This window comes from Acrocarpospora corrugata (assembly GCF_009687845.1).
Lineage (GTDB): Bacteria > Actinomycetota > Actinomycetes > Streptosporangiales > Streptosporangiaceae > Acrocarpospora > Acrocarpospora corrugata.
This window is the reverse complement of the sequence record NZ_BLAD01000057.1, coordinates 1-16,680: the sequence shown is the minus strand read 5'-3', so window position 1 is coordinate 16,680 and position 16,680 is coordinate 1. Positions and strand designations below refer to the sequence as shown.

At 67.1% G+C, this 16,680-nt stretch carries 20 protein-coding genes; 14 read left to right on the top strand and 6 right to left on the bottom strand.

Features of this window, described 5'->3' with window-relative positions:
* From Acor_RS21505 to Acor_RS21490, 4 genes are all read left to right on the top strand, one after another.
* Positions 1-932 (top strand): ABC transporter permease (locus Acor_RS21505; RefSeq protein WP_246238903.1); only part of this gene is annotated, 932 nt, incomplete at its 5' end.
* Positions 929-1,825: a carbohydrate ABC transporter permease gene (locus Acor_RS21500; RefSeq protein WP_155338508.1), complete on the top strand. Its 897-nt coding sequence runs from the start codon at positions 929-931 to the stop codon at positions 1,823-1,825. The genes Acor_RS21505 and Acor_RS21500, both read left to right, overlap by 4 nt.
* Before the next feature lie 37 nt (positions 1,826-1,862).
* A complete protein-coding gene (locus tag Acor_RS21495; protein ID WP_155338507.1) occupies positions 1,863-2,105 on the top strand; it encodes a CopG family transcriptional regulator in 243 nt (80 codons plus the stop codon).
* A complete protein-coding gene (locus Acor_RS21490; protein ID WP_155338506.1) occupies positions 2,105-2,497 on the top strand; it encodes a PIN domain-containing protein in 393 nt (130 codons plus the stop codon). Before Acor_RS21495 ends, Acor_RS21490 begins: the two co-directional genes overlap by 1 nt.
* 62 nt (positions 2,498-2,559) lie before the next feature.
* Here the strand turns inward: Acor_RS21490 and sthA are convergent, their stop codons facing one another.
* Positions 2,560-3,963, bottom strand: a complete 1,404-nt coding sequence (sthA, locus tag Acor_RS21485) for a Si-specific NAD(P)(+) transhydrogenase (protein ID WP_155338505.1) — start codon at positions 3,961-3,963, stop codon at positions 2,560-2,562.
* Between the two features lie 160 nt (positions 3,964-4,123).
* Here sthA and Acor_RS21480 point away from each other — a divergent pair, with 160 nt between their 5' ends.
* The 3 genes from Acor_RS21480 to Acor_RS42305 all read left to right on the top strand — a co-directional run bounded on the left by Acor_RS21480 (position 4,124) and on the right by Acor_RS42305 (position 5,167).
* Complete coding sequence (locus Acor_RS21480; RefSeq protein ID WP_155338504.1) at positions 4,124-4,471, top strand: peptidylprolyl isomerase; 348 nt, start codon at positions 4,124-4,126, stop codon at positions 4,469-4,471.
* A gap of 241 nt (positions 4,472-4,712) precedes the next feature.
* Complete coding sequence (locus Acor_RS42825; protein ID WP_174876179.1) at positions 4,713-4,928, top strand: hypothetical protein; 216 nt, start codon at positions 4,713-4,715, stop codon at positions 4,926-4,928.
* Entirely contained in the window at positions 4,925-5,167 is a 243-nt protein-coding gene (locus Acor_RS42305; protein WP_170317024.1) for a hypothetical protein, read from the top strand. Before Acor_RS42825 ends, Acor_RS42305 begins: the two co-directional genes overlap by 4 nt.
* Here Acor_RS42305 and Acor_RS45920 read toward each other — a convergent pair.
* Positions 5,108-5,428, bottom strand: a complete 321-nt coding sequence (locus tag Acor_RS45920; protein WP_308805677.1) for a sigma-70 family RNA polymerase sigma factor — start codon at positions 5,426-5,428, stop codon at positions 5,108-5,110. The two genes, Acor_RS42305 and Acor_RS45920, sit on opposite strands and share 60 nt — an antisense overlap.
* A gap of 30 nt (positions 5,429-5,458) precedes the next feature.
* Between Acor_RS45920 and Acor_RS21465 the strand changes: the two genes are divergently transcribed.
* Entirely contained in the window at positions 5,459-6,016 is a 558-nt protein-coding gene (locus Acor_RS21465; protein ID WP_155338502.1) for an NUDIX hydrolase, read from the top strand.
* A gap of 191 nt (positions 6,017-6,207) precedes the next feature.
* On the opposite strand, the gene Acor_RS21460 is transcribed toward Acor_RS21465, so the two are convergent.
* Positions 6,208-7,317 carry an NAD(P)/FAD-dependent oxidoreductase gene (locus tag Acor_RS21460; RefSeq protein ID WP_155338501.1) on the bottom strand — a complete coding sequence of 370 codons (1,110 nt, stop codon included), beginning with the start codon at positions 7,315-7,317 and terminating at the stop codon, positions 6,208-6,210.
* Between the two features lie 104 nt (positions 7,318-7,421).
* Here Acor_RS21460 and Acor_RS21455 point away from each other — a divergent pair, with 104 nt between their 5' ends.
* Entirely contained in the window at positions 7,422-7,784 is a 363-nt protein-coding gene (locus Acor_RS21455; RefSeq protein ID WP_155338500.1) for a winged helix-turn-helix transcriptional regulator, read from the top strand.
* A 17-nt stretch (positions 7,785-7,801) separates the two neighbouring features.
* On the opposite strand, the gene Acor_RS21450 is transcribed toward Acor_RS21455, so the two are convergent.
* Entirely contained in the window at positions 7,802-9,040 is a 1,239-nt protein-coding gene (locus Acor_RS21450) for a chymotrypsin family serine protease (protein WP_155338499.1), read from the bottom strand.
* 91 nt (positions 9,041-9,131) lie between these two features.
* Here Acor_RS21450 and Acor_RS21445 point away from each other — a divergent pair, with 91 nt between their 5' ends.
* From Acor_RS21445 to Acor_RS21425, 5 genes are all read left to right on the top strand, one after another.
* Entirely contained in the window at positions 9,132-9,746 is a 615-nt protein-coding gene (locus tag Acor_RS21445) for a TetR/AcrR family transcriptional regulator (RefSeq protein WP_155338498.1), read from the top strand.
* A gap of 57 nt (positions 9,747-9,803) precedes the next feature.
* A complete protein-coding gene (locus tag Acor_RS21440) occupies positions 9,804-10,223 on the top strand; it encodes a helix-turn-helix domain-containing protein (RefSeq protein ID WP_174876178.1) in 420 nt (139 codons plus the stop codon).
* A gap of 10 nt (positions 10,224-10,233) precedes the next feature.
* A complete protein-coding gene (locus Acor_RS21435; RefSeq protein ID WP_155338496.1) occupies positions 10,234-10,698 on the top strand; it encodes a VOC family protein in 465 nt (154 codons plus the stop codon).
* Between the two features lie 84 nt (positions 10,699-10,782).
* The gene (locus Acor_RS21430; RefSeq protein WP_155338495.1) at positions 10,783-11,142 is read left to right on the top strand and encodes a YciI family protein; all 360 of its coding nucleotides are present in this window, start codon (positions 10,783-10,785) and stop codon (positions 11,140-11,142) included.
* A gap of 286 nt (positions 11,143-11,428) precedes the next feature.
* Positions 11,429-12,094, top strand: a complete 666-nt coding sequence (locus Acor_RS21425) for a hypothetical protein (protein ID WP_155338494.1) — start codon at positions 11,429-11,431, stop codon at positions 12,092-12,094.
* Between the two features lie 75 nt (positions 12,095-12,169).
* Here Acor_RS21425 and Acor_RS21420 read toward each other — a convergent pair whose 3' ends face one another.
* Together Acor_RS21420 and Acor_RS21415 are read right to left on the bottom strand one after the other, a co-directional pair.
* Positions 12,170-12,418, bottom strand: coding sequence for a hypothetical protein (locus Acor_RS21420; RefSeq protein WP_155338493.1), 249 nt, complete (start codon positions 12,416-12,418; stop codon positions 12,170-12,172).
* Positions 12,419-12,624: 206 nt separating this feature from the next.
* Positions 12,625-13,956, bottom strand: coding sequence for a hypothetical protein (locus Acor_RS21415; RefSeq protein ID WP_155338492.1), 1,332 nt, complete (start codon positions 13,954-13,956; stop codon positions 12,625-12,627).
* Between the last annotated feature and the right edge of the window lie 2,724 nt (positions 13,957-16,680).

The window sequence follows — 16,680 nt, the reverse complement described above, 5'->3', positions numbered from 1 at the left end:
CCGGCCCCCGCCGGCCCGCCAAGACGCCGTTCCTGGCCCGGCTGCGGCGGGACTGGCAACTCCTGCTGATGACGCTGCCCGCCGTCGTGCTGGTGGTGGTCTTCCACTACGTGCCGACGCTGGGCAACGTCATCGCCTTCCAGGACTACACCCCCTACGACGGGATCTCCGGCAGCCCCTGGGTCGGCCTGTACAACTTCCAGTGGCTCTTCTCCGACCCCGAGTTCTGGCAGGCCTTCCAGAACACCCTCACCATCACGACCTTCCAGCTGATCTTCTACTTCCCGATCCCGATCGCGCTGGCGATCCTGCTGGACAGCGTGCTCTCCAGGAAGCTGCGCCTGTTCATCCAGGGCATCGTCTACATGCCGCACTTCTTCTCCTGGGTGCTGGTGGTCAGCCTCTTCCAGCAGATCCTCGGCGGCGCCGGCCTGCTCGCCCAGACCCTGCGGCAGCACGGGTACGAACCCTGGGACATCATGACCAACCCGGACACGTTCATCGTCCTGGTCACCGCCGAATCGGTCTGGAAGGACGCCGGCTGGGGAACGATCATCTTCCTGGCCGCCCTCGCCGCGATCAACCAGAACCTGTACGAGGCCGCCGCCGTCGACGGCGCGTCCCGCTGGCGGCGGATGTGGCACATCACCCTGCCCGGCCTGCGCCCCGTCATCCTGCTGCTGCTCATCCTGCGCCTCGGCGACGCGCTCAACGTCGGCTTCGAACAGTTCTTCCTGCAACGCGACGCGGTCGGCTCGCACGCGGCCGAGGTGCTCGACACCTTCGTCTACTGGCGCACCCTGATGACCGGCGCGTGGAGCTACGGCGCCGCCGCCGGCCTGTTCAAGGGCGTCGTCGGCCTCATCCTCATCGTGATCGCCAACAAGGTGGCACACAGGTTCGGCGAACAGGGAATCTACAAACGATCATGAGTAACCGACCGACCTGGCAGGAACAGCCCACCCTCTTCGGACTCACGGCCAAGGGCTTCGTCCTCACCCTCATCGCGCTGGCCATGCTCTACCCGATCTACGTGGTCGTCCTCACCAGCCTCTCCACCGCCCAGGCCGTCACCGAGGCAGGCGGCCTGGTCACCCTGCCCACCGACCTGTCCCTGGACGCCTACCGCGAACTCTTCGGCGGCGGCGTCGTCACCCGCGCCGTCCTGGTCAGCACCGGCGTCACCGTCGTCGGCACCGCCGTCAGCCTGGGTCTCACCGTCCTGGCCGCGTACGGACTGTCGCGCACCGACTCGCTCTTCCACCGCCCGCTGCTGTTCCTGTTCCTGCTGACCTTCCTGTTCACCCCCGGCATGATCCCCAGCTACCTGCTGGTCCGGGAGCTCGGCCTGATCGACAGCTACTGGTCGCTGATCCTGCCGTCCGCCCTCAGCGCCTTCAACCTGGTCGTCATGCGCGCCTTCTTCATGAACATCCCCGGCGAGCTCATCGACAGCGCCCGCATCGACGGCGCCGGCGACTTCCGCATCCTCTGGCGCATCGTCCTGCCCATGTCCAAGGGCGTCACCGCCGTCATCGGCCTCTTCTACGCCGTCGGCTACTGGAACGCCTTCTTCAACGCCGTCCTCTACATCAACGACAACTCCAAGTGGCCCCTCCAGCTCATCCTCCGCCAGTACGTCCAGCAGGGCATGAACCTCGTCCCCAACACCCGCACCTACGACACCGCCGCCGGCGCCCTCCCCCCGAACCTGGCCATCAAAATGGCCATCGTCGTGGTCGCCCTGATCCCCGTCCTCCTCATCTACCCCCTCGTCCAGCGCCACTTCACGAAGGGGGTCATCATCGGCGCGGTGAAGGGATAATCCTACCGAGAATGCGATAAGTGCTACGCTAGGTAGCATGAGCGCTCGGAAGTACAGTGTCACGATCCCCGAAACCCTCGCCGAGGTCGTCCAGGCCCGCGTGGGGAAGGGCGGTTTCTCCGCCTACGTGACTGCGGCCCTGCAGCGGCAGATCGAGCGCGACAATTTGCGCGAGCTCATCGAAGCCGCCGAGTCTCAGCACGGCCCGGTGGATCAGGCCGACGTTGCCGCCAAGAGGGCGTTGCTCAACCCTGGCGGCGACGCGATCTCCGCCGCCTGATGTCCGGGACGCTGCTGCTGGACAGCGAAGGGCTGTCCCAGGCGATCCTCCAGTCACCCAGTCTGACCGGTTGGCTGGCCGCCGCGGAGGCGGAGGACCTGAGAATCGTGGTGAGCGCGGTCACGCTGGTCGAGATCGCGCATCCCCGCCTCAACCGTGCCCGTTTCGACTGGACGTTGTCCCGGCTGAACGTCGAACCGGTCACCCGCGACATCGCGCGCCGCGCGTCGGAGCTCCTGGCGTCCGCTCGACTGCACGGCCACAAGTACGCGATTGACGCGCTGGTGTGCGCCACCGGCCTCGCCCTTCCCCGACCGGTGACGGTGCTGACCTCCGACCCAGATGACATCACCATGATCAGTGGCGCCCAGCTTCGGGCGATCAAAGTCTGAACCAGCGCGGCCTTTCGCCCGGAAAGGGCAGAAGGCCGTGCCGGATTCCGACGCCTTCGCGATCAGTCGGCGAAGCGGGCCACCCGGCGGAGTTTGTTCATGGCGTCGAGGGCGGCGACCTTGTAGGACTCGGCGAGGGTGGGGTAGTTGAAGACCGCGTCGACGAGGTAGTCGATGGTGCCGCCGCAGCCCATGACGGCCTGGCCGATATGGATGAGTTCGGTGGCGCCGGTGCCGAAGACGTGGACGCCCAGCAGGGAGCGGTCCTCGGCGGAGACGAGGAGTTTGAGCATGCCGTAGGTGTCGCCGATGATCTGGCCGCGGGCGAGTTCGCGGTAGCGGGAGATGCCGACCTCGAAGGGGATGAGGGCGTCGGTGAGCTCGTCCTCGGTGCGGCCGACGAAGCTGATCTCGGGGATGGTGTAGATGCCGATCGGCTGGAGCAGGTTCATCGCGTTCACCGGCTCGTCGCAGGCGTGGTAGGCGGCGAGTCTGCCCTGTTCCATCGAGGTGGCGGCCAGCGCGGGGAAGCCGATGACGTCGCCGACCGCGTAGATGTGCGGGACGGTGGTGCGGTAGTACGCGTCGACGGTGATCCGGCCGCGCGGGTCGGCGGCGAGACCGGCCTCCTCGAGGGCGAGGTTCTCGGTCATGCCCTGACGTCCGGCCGAGTACATGACGGTCGCGGCGGGGATCTTCTTGCCGCTCTCCAGGATCGTGAGGGCGCCCCGCTCGCGGCGTTCCACGGCGGCCACGCTCTCGCCGAACCGGAAGGTGACGGCCAGGTCGCGCAGGTGGTACTTGAGCGCCTCGATCACCTCCAGGTCGCAGAACTCCAGCATGCGGTCCCGGCGTTCGACCACGGTGACCTTCGTGCCGAGTGCGGCGAACATGGAGGCGTACTCGATGCCGATCACGCCCGCGCCGACCACCACCATCGAGTCCGGCACGCGGTCCAGCTGCAGGATGCCGTCCGAGTCGATGATCGTGTTGCCGTCGAACTCCACCGTGTCCGGCCGGGCCGGCCTCGTGCCCGTGGCTATAATGATCTTGTCGGCGGTGACCTTGGTCTCCCGGCCCTGGTCGTCGATCACCGCGATCGTGTGCGGGTCCACGAAGTGGCCCAATCCGGTGAGTACGGTGATGTGGTTACGGGAGAGCTGGTTGCTGATCACCTCCACTTCGCGGCCGACCACGTGCTGGGTCCTGGCCGTGAGGTCGGCGACGGTGATCTCGTCTTTGACTCGGTAGTTGCGGCCGTACATCTCGCGCTGGCTGAGGCCGGTCAGGTAGAGCACGGCCTCGCGCATGGTCTTGGAGGGGATCGTGCCAGTGTTGATGCACACGCCCCCGATCATGTTCCGTCGTTCGACGATCGCCACCCGGCGTTCCAGTTTGGCCGCCGCGATCGCGGCCTTCTGCCCGCCGGGCCCGGAACCGAGAACAAGCACATCAAAGTCGCTCACAACGCAAGTGTGAGTGGTCCGAGCAGTAGGGTGAAGACCCTGACCGCCCTTCACCTGACGAATGACGATTTGTTAGTCGGTGGCAACTTCGTTGGAAATATCCGGCGGGTGCAATCGAGGGACAAGCAATCGTCAAGCGCGTACCGGAAAGATCCCAGCCATGTGGAGAGACACCCCTGAGTACCTCGGCGAGCTGCTCATCTGGGAGATCGAGGACTACCTCACCGCTCAGACCGCCAAGCCCGAGCGCGCCCGGGTAGCCTTCATCCGACTGGCCGACGAGTGGGCGGCCGCCTCGATCGGCGCCGAACTGGAGACCGGCGGCAGCTTCTACGCCGCCGCCAAACGCGCCGACTCCCTCGGCATGACCACCCCCGGCGACATGTTCGGCGTAGTCACCCGCGACGAACACCCAGAAATCTTCAAAGCCGTCCCCGGCACGACCTTCCCTCCAGCCCCCGACGGCGACGGATACGTCATCATTCGGCTGGTGGCCTTCGAGCCCTAGAGCTCCTTCGTTGAACGCCTCCAAACCGCAGGACCGCTCCCCGCGCACGCGGGGATGGGCTCGTCGTCCGGCCGGTCGTCGTAAGGTGGGGGTATCCGCCCCGCGCACGCGGGGATGGTCCCCGGAGAGCTGTGACCTTATGAGCGCGCAAGCTGGCCACGAACATCCCCAGGAGCCCCAGGAACCTCGGGTTCCCCGGACCGCCGATGGCATCGCGGCTGCGCTTTCAGGCGCCCGCCGGATGGACTTCTATCGCGAACTCGGCACTGCCCCTCTCGACCGTGCCGAGGCGGTCCTCCGCCGCTGGTGGTGCGAGGCGATGCTCGACACCGACCCGGGCTTGAAGGGCGTGGAGCAAGAAATTCGCGAGGGACGAGCGGGCGTAGGCACCGCCGCCGAAGATGTCTTCCCCAACTGGGCCGACCATGTGGCCAAAGCGCGGGCCCGCCGGGAATGAGCTACCGCGCGGAACTGCACTCCTTCGCGTCGGCCCAGATGAAGGGATTGCCGTTCGAGGCCATCCAGGCATTGGCGGCCAGGACAGCGGAGCTGATCGAAGAACCTTGGGACGCTGTCGCTGTCTATCCTGACGATCCATCGTTTCGGAGAACGGTGTTCGGCGAGTTCGGGGTCGTGTCATTTCACCTCGATGACAAGGCCGAGGTGATCTTGATCTACGGCGTCTGGGCGGGCTAGATCGCAACCGGAATCGCCGGTCCATCGCGCCGGGCTGCTGCCAGGTGACCCGGGCAGGAGGGGCTCCGCGCCGAGTTGTTCGCCCTCGTACCGCTGCGGGCGGCGTGTGTTGCGCCGCAGGAAGTCCAGGCAGGTGTTGGTGGCGATCCGGTACAGCCAGGCGCGGAAGGAGGATCGGCGCTGGAAGCCGTCGCGGTTCCGCCAAGCGCGCAGGAACGTGTCCTGCGCCAGGTCTTCGGAATCGTCGTACGAGCCGACCATGCGATAGCAGTGCACCTGCAATTCCGAGACATGCTTGGAGACTCGGCAATCGGGGTGTCGAATCATGACAAGGGCGCCGCTGATCGGAGGTGGGCGGTGGAAGTGCTGGCGGGAGATCCGTCGGGTGATGCGCTGCTGGCGTTCTTCTCGTGCCGGGAAGATGATTCGTGTGGAATGGTCCCGCTTCCGGCCTCTTTGGTCGCGGTCTGGTCCGGGGCGTCCTTGCTGCTGGTCTTCGACAACGCGCGCAGGGAGTGGGAACTACCCGGCGGCAGGATCGACCCAGGGGAATCCCCCCGCGAGGCAGCCGTACGTGAGCTACGCGAAGAGTCCGGCGAGGAAATCAGCGATCTTTCGTTCGCCGGTCATGCTCAGTTCCGGCTCGGGGCCGAGCGGCGGATCGAGTACGCGGCCATCTTCGCCGCTGAGATCGCCCGGCCCACGGGCGTCTTCGTCCCCGGCGCGGAGATCAGCGCCTGCTGCTGGTGGGATGAGATGATGACGCCGCCGCCCGGCTTTGTCCAGCCGATGGACCTCACGCTCGCCCATCTCGCCCGTCAGACGCTGAACTCAGATCCCCGGCGGTGACAGCCTCAAAGGCGTTCGAGCAGTAACGTCAGTTGCCCGGCGGCTGGCAGCCGCAAGGGCGTACGAGGCGAAGGGGTTGCCAGAAGCTCGGCCGACGAACTCGGCCCTCGTCATCCCTTCGTCAGCCGCGGCCGGCGAGCCACGTGTCCTCCCCGGGAGGAGGACACGTGTGGCGGTTCGTTCAGCGGTGTTCAGGTTCGGCCTGCGGGGGCGTCGAACATTTCGGCGTATGTGTCCATGAACATTGTCTTGCCCTTGATGCCGGAGGCCGTTCCGGCGCCGAAGACGCCCATGCCGGGGAGTTGGCCGGCGCCGCCGTCGGGGCCGAGGGGGACGATGACCATGGCGGGCACCTGCTGGTAGGCGAGCCGCTCGGCCGCGCCGGTGATCTCGTTGCGGATGTTGGCGGAGACCAGTTCGGCCTGGGCGTTGGCTGAGCCCACGGTGTCGCGGTCGGCGTCGGCGATGTCGCCGATCGCGTAGACGCGGTCTACTCCGCCGACCCGCAGGTAGTCGTCCACGTGGACGTAGCCGCGGTCGGTTCGCGCCGCGGCGAGTTGGCCGGTCAGGTAGTCGGTCCGGGGGACGACGCCGAAGCAGCGGAACCAGATGTCGGCGGTCAGCTGGTCGCCGGCCTCGGTGGTGATCGCGATGGTGGCGAGGGTGGCGGGTTCCGCGTCCGGTAGGGCGGTCAGCGGGCTGCCGAGTTTGAGTTCGATGCCCAGCCGGTCGAGCTGGGCGCGCAGTTCTTCGCGTAGCTCCTGGTCGAAGGGGCCGGGCAGGATGTCGGGGGAGATGTCCGCGATGGTGACGTGCTTGCCGGGGAAGACCGCCTTGATCTCACCGGCGAGTTCGAGCCCGGCGGGACCGGCGCCGACCACGAGCACGCGCTGCGCGCCGCGTAGCGCGTCGTGCGCGTCCCGGATCTTGGCCCGCGTCTTCTCCGCGTCCGGTACGTCGCTCTTGGCCGGGAACGGATAGTACGAACCGGTGGCCAGGACCAGGTAGTCGGGTTCGAGCTGCCGCCCGGAGGCCAGCGTGACCAGCCGCCCGTCGACGGCCACGGCATGGTCGCGGACGAATCGTCCGTGCGTGAGCAGCCGGTCGAGAGGCAGGAAGATCCGGTCCAGCCAGTCCGGCTCGACCAGGGTGCGCCAGGACGCCGCGTTGTGCATGAACGTGTCGGACGGGTCGACGAGCGTCACGTCGGCCAGGTCGTCGAGCGACTTGGCGAGCTTGAATCCGGCGTATCCCCCACCGAGCACGACGACGCTCGGGCGCGCTTCAGAGTTGTCGATCATCGCAATATCCTCACTCGTATTCGAGATGTAGCGATGAGCATACTAGCGACTAGCAAAAAACTAGCGACATCGGGGTTGCTAGTGCGGTGGGGTAGTATCGGGTCATGCCCACCCCGCTCTCAACCACCGCTCACGGGGCCTGCATCCGCGGCGACGCCGCGCTGACCCGCGCCTTCACGCTGCTCGGAAAACGGTGGAGCGGCATCGTGCTCGGCAGCCTGCGGGCCGGCCCGGCGGGGTTCCGCGAGCTCTCCCGCGCGATCGTCGGCCTGAGCGACTCGGTCCTCTCCGACCGGCTGTCCGAACTGACCGAGGCCGGCCTGATCACCCGCACCGTGGACGAAGGGCCGCCGGTGACCGTCTCGTACGCGTTGACCGCCAGCGGCCAGGCCCTCATGCCGGCCATGGACCAGATCTCCCGGTGGGCCCAGGAACACCTGCCGTCCACTGAAACGGCGCCCACCTGAGGCGGGCGCCGTGGTTCTCAGTAGTGCTCGGTCTGCAGGGTGCCGCCGTACAGCGCGAGCGCGTGGTTCAGGTCGCCGTACCAGAATCGGTATGAGCACTTCCGCGTCGCCGTGGTCGGCTCGCCCTGGCAGGGCGCCTCCTGGAGGTTGCTGTTGGCCGAGGACAGCACGCCCCTGGCGAAGACCTTGCCGCCGGAGCCGTAGTTGTAGACCGGACCGCCGCTGTCCCCGTTCCCCACCACGCCGAGCCCCCGCCAGTTGACGGCCTGCACCTGGTGAGCGATCCACCAGTCCTTCGTGCCGTCGGTGACGTGGTTCCACATGTCGTCGACCTCGACCGAACTGTCGCAGTGCTCACCGCTGAACGCGCCACCCACGCAGAGGAAGCTGCCGGGCAGGTTGATCGAGGAGTCGTAGACCGGCAGGCTCGCGCCGGAGTACGGCCCGCCCACGAACGTGTGCGAGGTCACCTGCGCTTCGATCCGGAGGAAGTCCAGCTCGACGTTGGGCGCGTCGAAGACCTCGCCCATCCGCTGCCCGCCGCCGTCGTAGGCGTTGAGCGGCTGGTCCGCGCAGTGCGCCGCGCCCAGCAGGAACTCCGACGCCTGCGCGGTGAACGCGAAGCCCGTGGTGCACAGCTTGCCGGCCCACAGCGACCATCGGCCACCCGCGTAGTAGGACGGCATGTCGTCCGCCCGGCTGTAGACCGGCGCCGCCATCCGTCCGGTCTCGAAGCTGAGCGGCACCGCCGAGGTGCGCAGAGCGGGTAACTCCCGGGCGGCGGCGACGGAGCCGTCGACCACGACCACCAGCCCACTCCCGTCGGTACGCGGCGCGATCCGCGCGATATCGACCCCCGACCCGTCGGGCTGCGCGACGATCCGCCGGATCTCCGCCTGCAGCTCCTCCCGAGTGAACCGGGCGGGATCGACGGTCACCTCGTCGGTGAGAACCGCGCGAACCGCGGCGGGAACCTCGCCCTTCCAGTGCACCCGAAGCCGCCGAGCCGCCATGTCGGCCTCGATGCCGCCGAGCCCGCCGGCGCCGACCGCCATGATCCGCTCAGCGATCCCGACCAGCCTCTCCTGTACGGTTCCCACCTCCTCCCACGACCGGAATCCCGGCGGCACGGGATCCTCGATGACGACGGGACGCTCGACGCGCGGTTTCTCGTCGGCCCGGGCGGACGTGCTGACCATGGTCGCCGTGACGGCCACGACGCCGATCGCCAGCAGGCTCTTTCGTAGATCGAACATGACGCTCTCCCTTTCACAAGACACTCTGTCTTTCAGAAGACAGCATGTCTTTCACAGGACGAAGCGTCAACGAAATGTAGGGTGTCAAGGTATGAATACGCGTAAGTACGAGCAGAAGCTCCGCGCCGAGGCCGCCGAGGAGACCCGGCAACGAATCCTGCTGGTGATGTACGAACGCCTGCGTACGACCCCCGCCAAGACCATCAGCCTCGACCAGGTCGCCAAAGAGGCCAGGGTCGCCCGTTCCACCATCTACACGATCTTCGGCTCCCGGGCCGGCCTGTTCGACGCCCTCTTCCGGTACCTACTCGACCGGGCGGGATTCGACCGTGTGGTCACCGCCGTCACCCACCCGGACGCCCGCGAACACCTCCGTGGCAGCTTCCGGGCCGGCGTCGCCACGTACGCCGCGGAACGTGACGTCACCCGCGCCGTCTACGCGACGGCCCACCTGAACCCCGACGCCCTGGCCAACGCCGTACACCGCGACGAACAGGGGCGCGCCGAAGGCATGCGCCACCTGGCCCAACGCCTGCACGACCAGCGGGTCCTGCGCCCCGACACCACCGTCGCCGAAGCCACCGACCTGCTCTACGCCCTGACCGCCTTCGACACCTTCGACCTCCTGCACACCGGCCGCGGCCTCCCCCCGGACCAGGTCGCCGACCGCTTGATCACCCTGGCCGAACGCACGCTGTACCGCTAGTCAGAAGTGCCGAGACGCCTCTCCTACGATGGACGAGTAGGAGGTGCGATGGGTGCGATGAGTCCCCAGGAGGATCAGAATCGGCGGCTGCTGCGGGCGCGGGACGCGATGGATCGGGACTTCGCGAATCCGCTCGACGTTCCGAGGCTGGCGGCGATCGCCCTCATGTCCGCCGCGCACTTCAGCCGTAGCTTCCGGGCGGTCTTCGGGGAGACGCCGCATCGGTACTTGCAGCGACGCCGGATCGAGCGTGCCATGGCCCTGCTGAGGGAGACGGCGACGCCCGTCACCGAGGTCGCGCTTGAGGTGGGATTCGAGAGCCTCAGCACCTTCATCCGGACATTCCGGTCAATCGTGGGATCGTCACCGTCGGAGTTCCGGCGCGAGGCGACGACCATCGAGGCACCTGTCTGCTTCGTGAAGTCCTGGGTCAGGCCGAGCAGTTTTGGACAAGCCGGTGCTGGGCCCAGCACCTAGCCTGGGCTGCATGTTCAAGCAAATCAGCATCCACTCCGTGTACGTGCTCGACCAGTCCGAGGCCCTCGACTTCTACGTCGGGAAGCTCGGATTCGAGGTCACCAACGATGTCGATATGGGCTTCATGCGCTGGCTGACCGTCGCCCTGCCCGCCGACCCGAGCCGGGAGATCCTGCTGGAGGTTCCCGGGCCGCCGTCGCTCAGCAACGAGGTGGCCGCCCAGGTGCGCGACCTCGTGACCAAGGGCGCGATGGGCGCCGCCGCGATCCTCATCACCGACGACTGCAAGAAGACCTACGAGACCTTGAAGGCTCAGTGCGTCGAGTTCACCCAGGAGCCGGTCACCCAGCCCTACGGCGTCGACTGCGCTCTCCGCGACCCGTTCGGGAACCACATCCGCATCACCCAGCCCGCGGCCCAGCCCCGCGAGGTCGACGATTCGGACAGAGCACGCTGGGGAACCGACACCCCGTAGGCAACCTCGCTCAGAGGTCGGCCATGCGCATGGCCGACCTCTGGTCGTCCCGAGCAGGAAAACACCAAGGCTAGGGTCGTTGCCATGAAATACATGTTGATCATTTACGGCAACAAGGAGTTCTGGGACTCGATCCCCCCGGACGAGCGCGAGGCGATGATCGCCCAATTCGACGCGTTCAACACCAAACACCTGAAATCCGGCGAACTCCTCGGCGGGTACGGCCTCGCCGACGTCACCGAAGCCAAAACCGTCCGCGTACGCGACGGCGTGCCCGTCATCACCGACGGCCCCTACCTGGAAGCCAAGGAATACCTGGCCAGCACCTACCTCCTGAACGTCCCTGACGAGACCCGCGCCCTGGAACTAGCCGCCGAACTCCCGGCCGCGGCCTTGAGCCAGGTAGAAGTCTGGCCGATCGTCAACGAATCTCATCGAACCTAGAAATCTGCACTATTTCATTACAAATGGCCACGCCAGTCTGCATCACTTCCTGAAAGGGTGATCCCCGAGACCCAGCCCCGTAAGGAAATCCGTGAACCGACGAACCTCGATGGCCATCGTATTGTTGGCAGGATTCATCCTGGCCGCCCCCTCCTCTGTCGCGGCGGCAGCGAGTCGACCCAACCCTGTGCACGCTCTGAAAGCCCGATTCGAGCCAGGACGTGGAGTTCAGCTCTCGGAGGTCTCCCGTACGGTCACGGGCGGGGAGTCCGTGTGGCGGACGCGCATGCACGGCACACTGCGGTTCGGCCGATCGGGCCCGCTCGCGGTTGAATTCACGCGCGGGGAAATCGCCGAGAAAGGGGAGGAACCATCGCCCAGCGAACTCCCCCACATCGACAAGTACATCATCGACGGCAGCCGGTACTACGACAGCGCCGACAATTTCCTCGGCACGATTCCCGACGGAAAGACATGGGTACACCGCAAGGGCTCATTCATCCTCGCGTACTTCTCCCATCAGCCCTTTGACGTCTTCAACCCCGCCGTTATATCCGTCCTGTTGAAGAACCGCACACCCACCCGTGTGCCCACTGGCTACCTGTACCGCGGCACGACACCTTCTTCCCCGCTGGACAAGGCGACGAGGGACAGCACACGCGGGACCGACCAGATGCCTTTCGACCTGCCGGGCGGCGGCCCGGATATCTCGTGGCGCCTCTGGACGGACCTCAATGGTCTACCCCAACGCCTGATGACCAGCTTCACTGTCGGAGCCGGCAAGTACGCCATAACCGGGATAGCCGACACGCGCTACAGCGGTTGGGGTTCGCCGGTGGACATCAGCGCTCCCCCAACCGACCAGGTCATCGAGGAAGCCGACGTACCCGCCGACGTCCTGCGGAACCTCTCCTACACGGAGCCTCCAGTCAGCGTCGCCCCCGCAAGGTGAGATCACCGCGAACTGGCGGTCCCGCCGGGCTTGCGGGCACCGCAGAACCACCGGCTGACGGCGTAGCGACGTCGATCAGGTGTGCGCCGCGCCTACCCGGTCGACGATGGCTGTCGCGCCGAGCATCCGGGCGCAGTGGGCGCAGCAGAACCAGCGTCCATCGGCTTCGACACCGTGCCCGATGATGCGGCACGAGCAGTTCTCGCAGATGGGCGCCATCCGGGTGATCGCACACTCGAAGCTGTCGAAGGTGTGCACGACACCTTGGGCGTGGATCTCAAAGGTCATGTCGTAGTCGTTGCCGCAGGCTTCACAGACCGCCATGGTTTCCCCCTCATGTTGGTGCTTATGACGGTTTGGTACCCGTGGCGGGTGGTTGCGTTGGCGGCCTTGCGGAACGCTTGAGCCCTCGGGGGAAAGTGTTTGCCCAGGCACTTCACCCCGATCCGGGGCGCTCAGCGGTACATGCCTTGGCCCCGGGGGCGCTTCGTCTCGGTCCGGGGGTGGACCGAGACGGAGCGGCCGGAGGGTCAGAGGGCCTTGAGGACGGTGGTGATGGTGGTCTTCGTGCCGGCGAGGGCTTCGCGGAGGTCCATCAGAGTGGAGTCGGTGGAGTTGATGGGGGTCTCGGCGGGGCGGTCGCTGCCGCCGAAGAGGACGTAGACGATGTGGTTGCCCTGTAGGGCGTAGATCTCGTACCTCGCGGAGTAGGCGGTGTCGGTTTTCTGTTTGATCGCCTGGCCGTAGTTGTCCTCGCCGATGCCGGGATGCTTGGTGATTTTGCTCCAGGCGATGCCGCCGATTCTCGAACTCGCGGTGAACTTGGTCTTTCCGCGTTTGTCGATCAGGAAGAACTTGGCGGATTCGGCGTCAGGGAAATTGCGGACGCTGACCAGTAGATTCCGCCAGCGGATTTTGCCGTCGGCGATCGGCATCTTGTCGTTCCACCACTGACACTGAAGGTGCTCGGCCTTGCCGTCCTTCCCGGTGACCGCCTCGCCCTTGGTCTCGGGTACGAGTTCGGCGGCGACCTGGTTCAGGGCGACGCAGTGCGGGGGAAGGTCGATGGGCGTCGGCTTCGGGCTGGCGGTCGGGGTCGGACTGGGACGAGCCTGAGCGGCGAAGGGTACGGGTTTGCCCTGCTTCCACGCGTCGACCGACCGGGCCAGCTGCGTGAGCAGAGTCTTGACCTCGCGGATCGCGTTCGCCTCGGTGATCGACTGTTTGGTGTCGGTGGAGAAGAGGTCCGCTTCCTTGTGCTGCTGGCTGGCCTCGTACCGGACCTGGAAAGTGATGTTGCCGACGCGTCCCATGCCCTGGCCGAAGGAGTAGTGGTGATCCTTCTCACTAACCAGCTGGTACTGCGCGATGGCCTCTTCGCCCACGCCTGTGAATGTGGTCGGCTTGGAGTAGTAGCGCTCTTTGGTGGAATGGCTGCCGCCATAGGTGTACTGACTGAGTTCACCATTGAACTGGATTTTCGCGGCCTTCTCCGCCGTGGTCTCGCCAAGTGCCTCGTAGCGAGCGACATTCACCACGATCTCACGACTACGGGTGACGTCTCGATAGGAAATATCACGATTCGCCCAGGTACAAGTCCAGCGCACGTAGCTGACAATCTTGTCGGCTCGGTTGTCACTGGTCCGTGAGTCGATCTCCGCCTGAGGAACGAGCCGCTCAGTCTCGACCGGATTGAGCATCCCGCAGACGTCGGCGTCAGCACTCGCGGCGGCAGATGCCGAACCCGACGGCGCGGCACTCCCCGACGAGGTCGCCGCGACCGGCGCCGTATCCCCGGCCTGATTCTGCATGAACACGAACGTTCCACCGGCCACCAGCAGCACCACGACAAGAGCCAGCACGGGCACCAGCCACCCCCGCTTCTTCGACGGCGGCCCCTGCCACCCCCCACCCGGCTGCGTAGTCCCAGGCCAAGGCCCACTACCAGACCCCTGCCCCCCGATCTGGTACGGCACCGCCCCATGCGAGGAAGGCTGCCACCGAGCCCCCGACTGCGCCCCACCCTGCCAGGGCCCAGGAGAACCCGGCGGCGGAGTCTGCGCCCCACCCTGCCGAGAACCGTCAGACGCCTGGCCCCCTCCAGCCCACGACCCGGAGGCGCCCGGCACAGAAGGCTCCGCACCACCCTGCCAAGAACCGTCAGACGGCTGGCTCCCTCCAGCCCAGGACCCGGGAGCGCCCGGCGCGGAAGGCTCCGCACCACCCTGCCGAGAGCCGGAAGCCTCGGACGGCTGACCGCCCCCAGCCCAGGATCCGGCAGCGTCCGGCGCAGAGGACGGCATCCCCTGCCAAGAACCCGGAGGCTCCGCTGACCGGTCCCCACCTGGCCACGGCACGTAAGCTTCCGGCGGAAGCGACTGTCCCCCGCCCTGCCGATGACCGTGAAGGTCAGGCGGCGACTGCACCCCACCCTGCCAAGGACCGGAAGCATCCGGCGGCGGGTGAGCCTCACCCTGCCAAGATCCGGAGCCGTCCGGCGGAGGCTGCGCCCCACCAGACTGAGGGTCAGAAGCATCAGACGGCCGACCCCCTCCCGGCCAAGCCGCAGCAGCGTCCGCGAACTGCCCACCGCCGGACCAGGAACCAGGAGCATCCGGCGACTGACCACCACCAGGCCATGACGCCAAAGCATCCGACGGCTGGACACCGCCCTGCCATGAATCAGGAGCATCCAGCGACGGGACGACGCCGGGCCAGGATGCAGCCTCCGGCGACTGCGCGCCACCAGGCCAAGACTCAGGAGCGTCCGCGGATGCGGACTGCGTGCGACCAGGCCAGGAACCAGGAACGTCCGGCAGTTGCACTCCGCCGGGCCACGATGCGGAACCACCCGGCGACTGCACGCCACCTGGCCATGAACCCGGAGCGTCCGGGGACTGCACACCGCCAGGCCAAGAACCAGAGGCATCCGCAGACTGCACACCGCCAGGCCAAGAACCAGAGGCATCCGATGGCTGGCCTCCGCCAGGCCAAGAACCCGGAACGTCCGCAGACTGCATGCCGTTAGGCCAAGAACCAGAGGAGGCATCCGATGGCTGGCCTCCGCCAGGCCGTGGGGCGGAGGCGTCCGGCGGAGGCTGAGCGCCGCTTTGCCACGAGCTGGGAGCGTCCGGCGCTTGCGGTCCGGTTTGATCCCAAGGCGCGGAGCCCCAAGGACCGGTTCCCGATTCGAGTGGGTGGCCCGAAGTCGGCTGGTGCGGGCGTTCGCGGAGTTGGGTGGCCTCGTCGGGGAAGGCGGAGGGTGTCTGGGTCGGCCAGCCCGACACCAACGGGGGTTCATGCTGCTGGCTGGGTGGGGGTGGTAACGGCTGCCGGTCCGGCCGGGACTCATCGGTTGCACGTGGTTCAGGGCGTTCGCCGGATACGGCAGCTGACGGCCAAGGAATCGGCCCTGAAGGCAGACGTTCAACCGGGCGGGTGTCAGGATCCGACTCCGCAGGCCCGCCGACGCCTCCGTCCGGCGCGGCAAGCGGCCCGAAATGACCACCTGGGCTCAAGCCCGGCGAGACCCCAAAGGACGAACCAGTCCGCTCTTCAGCCCGGAACTCCGCAGCCGCGCCAAAATGTCCACCCGCGACCCGCGTCGTCGGCTCGTCAAAGGAGGGCCGGCCCGCCACGTCCGCAGCTCGACCCGCGACATCAGCAGACCGGCCCGCACCGTCCGCAGGCGCATCAGCCGGGCGGCCCGCCGACGGTCGCACCGGTCGGCCCGCGTCGTCGCCAGGACCTTCATCCACGTTTCTCTCGAAATTCGGGCGAAGTATCCTCGCCGACTCAGGCTCAGCTACAGGTTCCGCCCAGCGGCCACGGTTCCCCCCGGGAGGCGGCCCGAAGGGCAGGTCAGAATCCTCCTCCGGACCAGCCATACCACCCTGGCGATCACCGGCCGAACTCGCGCGCTCTTCACGTTCCCCGAAGTGCGTGTCCGGACTTCTATCCACATAGGCATCCGCCGCGCCAGACCTGCCGGCCCCACGCTCGTCCAGCCCCGACCGCTCGACAGTCCCGGAACGCTCAGCTGACTCGAAGGGCTGGGCAGAGCTCCCACGCTCGGAATATCCGGCAGAACCGGAACGCTCGGCAAACCTCGAGCGCCCCGCAGGCTCGAAGGGTTCAGCAAAGCCGCCGTGCTCGGAATGCCCGGCAGACCCGAAGTGCTCGGGAGGATCGAAGGGCCTGGCTGAGGTGCCGCGCTCGGCGCGCTCGGCAGGCCCAGAGCGCTCGGCATACCTGAAGCGCTCGGAAGGCTCAGAGGGCTCAGCGGAACCGCCGCGCTCGGAATGCCCGGCGGACCGGGAGCGCTCGGCGGACCGGGAGCTCTCAGGGGATCCGGAGGGCTTGGCCGAGTCGGCGGGCTCCGAGTTCTCGTCAGACCTGGAGCGTTCACCAGATCCAGAACGGTCAGCAAGCCAGGAAGGCTCGGCCGACTCGAAGGGCTCGGCGGAGTCGGCGTGTTCGGGGGTCTCGCCGGGGCCGGGGCGTTCGCCGGAGTCGGAGCCCTCGGGAGGGGTGGCGTGTTGGGGGTCTTCGGCCGACTCGGTGGGGGGCTGTTCTCGGGGTGGGTG

Bases quoted from the DNA above. Each gene is read 5' to 3' on its own strand.
- Acor_RS21500 (WP_155338508.1), top strand. From the start codon at position 929: ATGAGTAACCGACCGACCTGGCAGGAACAGCCCACCCTCTTCGGACTC.
- Acor_RS21495 (WP_155338507.1), top strand. From the start codon at position 1,863: ATGAGCGCTCGGAAGTACAGTGTCACGATCCCCGAAACCCTCGCCGAG.
- Acor_RS21490 (WP_155338506.1), top strand. From the start codon at position 2,105: ATGTCCGGGACGCTGCTGCTGGACAGCGAAGGGCTGTCCCAGGCGATC.
- Acor_RS21480 (WP_155338504.1), top strand. From the start codon at position 4,124: ATGTGGAGAGACACCCCTGAGTACCTCGGCGAGCTGCTCATCTGGGAG.
- Acor_RS42825 (WP_174876179.1), top strand. From the start codon at position 4,713: ATGGACTTCTATCGCGAACTCGGCACTGCCCCTCTCGACCGTGCCGAG.
- Acor_RS42305 (WP_170317024.1), top strand. From the start codon at position 4,925: ATGAGCTACCGCGCGGAACTGCACTCCTTCGCGTCGGCCCAGATGAAG.
- Acor_RS45920 (WP_308805677.1), bottom strand. From the start codon at position 5,428: ATGGTCGGCTCGTACGACGATTCCGAAGACCTGGCGCAGGACACGTTC.
- Acor_RS21465 (WP_155338502.1), top strand. From the start codon at position 5,459: ATGCTTGGAGACTCGGCAATCGGGGTGTCGAATCATGACAAGGGCGCC.
- Acor_RS21460 (WP_155338501.1), bottom strand. From the start codon at position 7,317: ATGATCGACAACTCTGAAGCGCGCCCGAGCGTCGTCGTGCTCGGTGGG.
- Acor_RS21455 (WP_155338500.1), top strand. From the start codon at position 7,422: ATGCCCACCCCGCTCTCAACCACCGCTCACGGGGCCTGCATCCGCGGC.
- Acor_RS21450 (WP_155338499.1), bottom strand. From the start codon at position 9,040: ATGTTCGATCTACGAAAGAGCCTGCTGGCGATCGGCGTCGTGGCCGTC.
- Acor_RS21445 (WP_155338498.1), top strand. From the start codon at position 9,132: ATGAATACGCGTAAGTACGAGCAGAAGCTCCGCGCCGAGGCCGCCGAG.
- Acor_RS21440 (WP_174876178.1), top strand. From the start codon at position 9,804: ATGAGTCCCCAGGAGGATCAGAATCGGCGGCTGCTGCGGGCGCGGGAC.
- Acor_RS21435 (WP_155338496.1), top strand. From the start codon at position 10,234: ATGTTCAAGCAAATCAGCATCCACTCCGTGTACGTGCTCGACCAGTCC.
- Acor_RS21430 (WP_155338495.1), top strand. From the start codon at position 10,783: ATGAAATACATGTTGATCATTTACGGCAACAAGGAGTTCTGGGACTCG.
- Acor_RS21425 (WP_155338494.1), top strand. From the start codon at position 11,429: ATGCACGGCACACTGCGGTTCGGCCGATCGGGCCCGCTCGCGGTTGAA.
- Acor_RS21420 (WP_155338493.1), bottom strand. From the start codon at position 12,418: ATGGCGGTCTGTGAAGCCTGCGGCAACGACTACGACATGACCTTTGAG.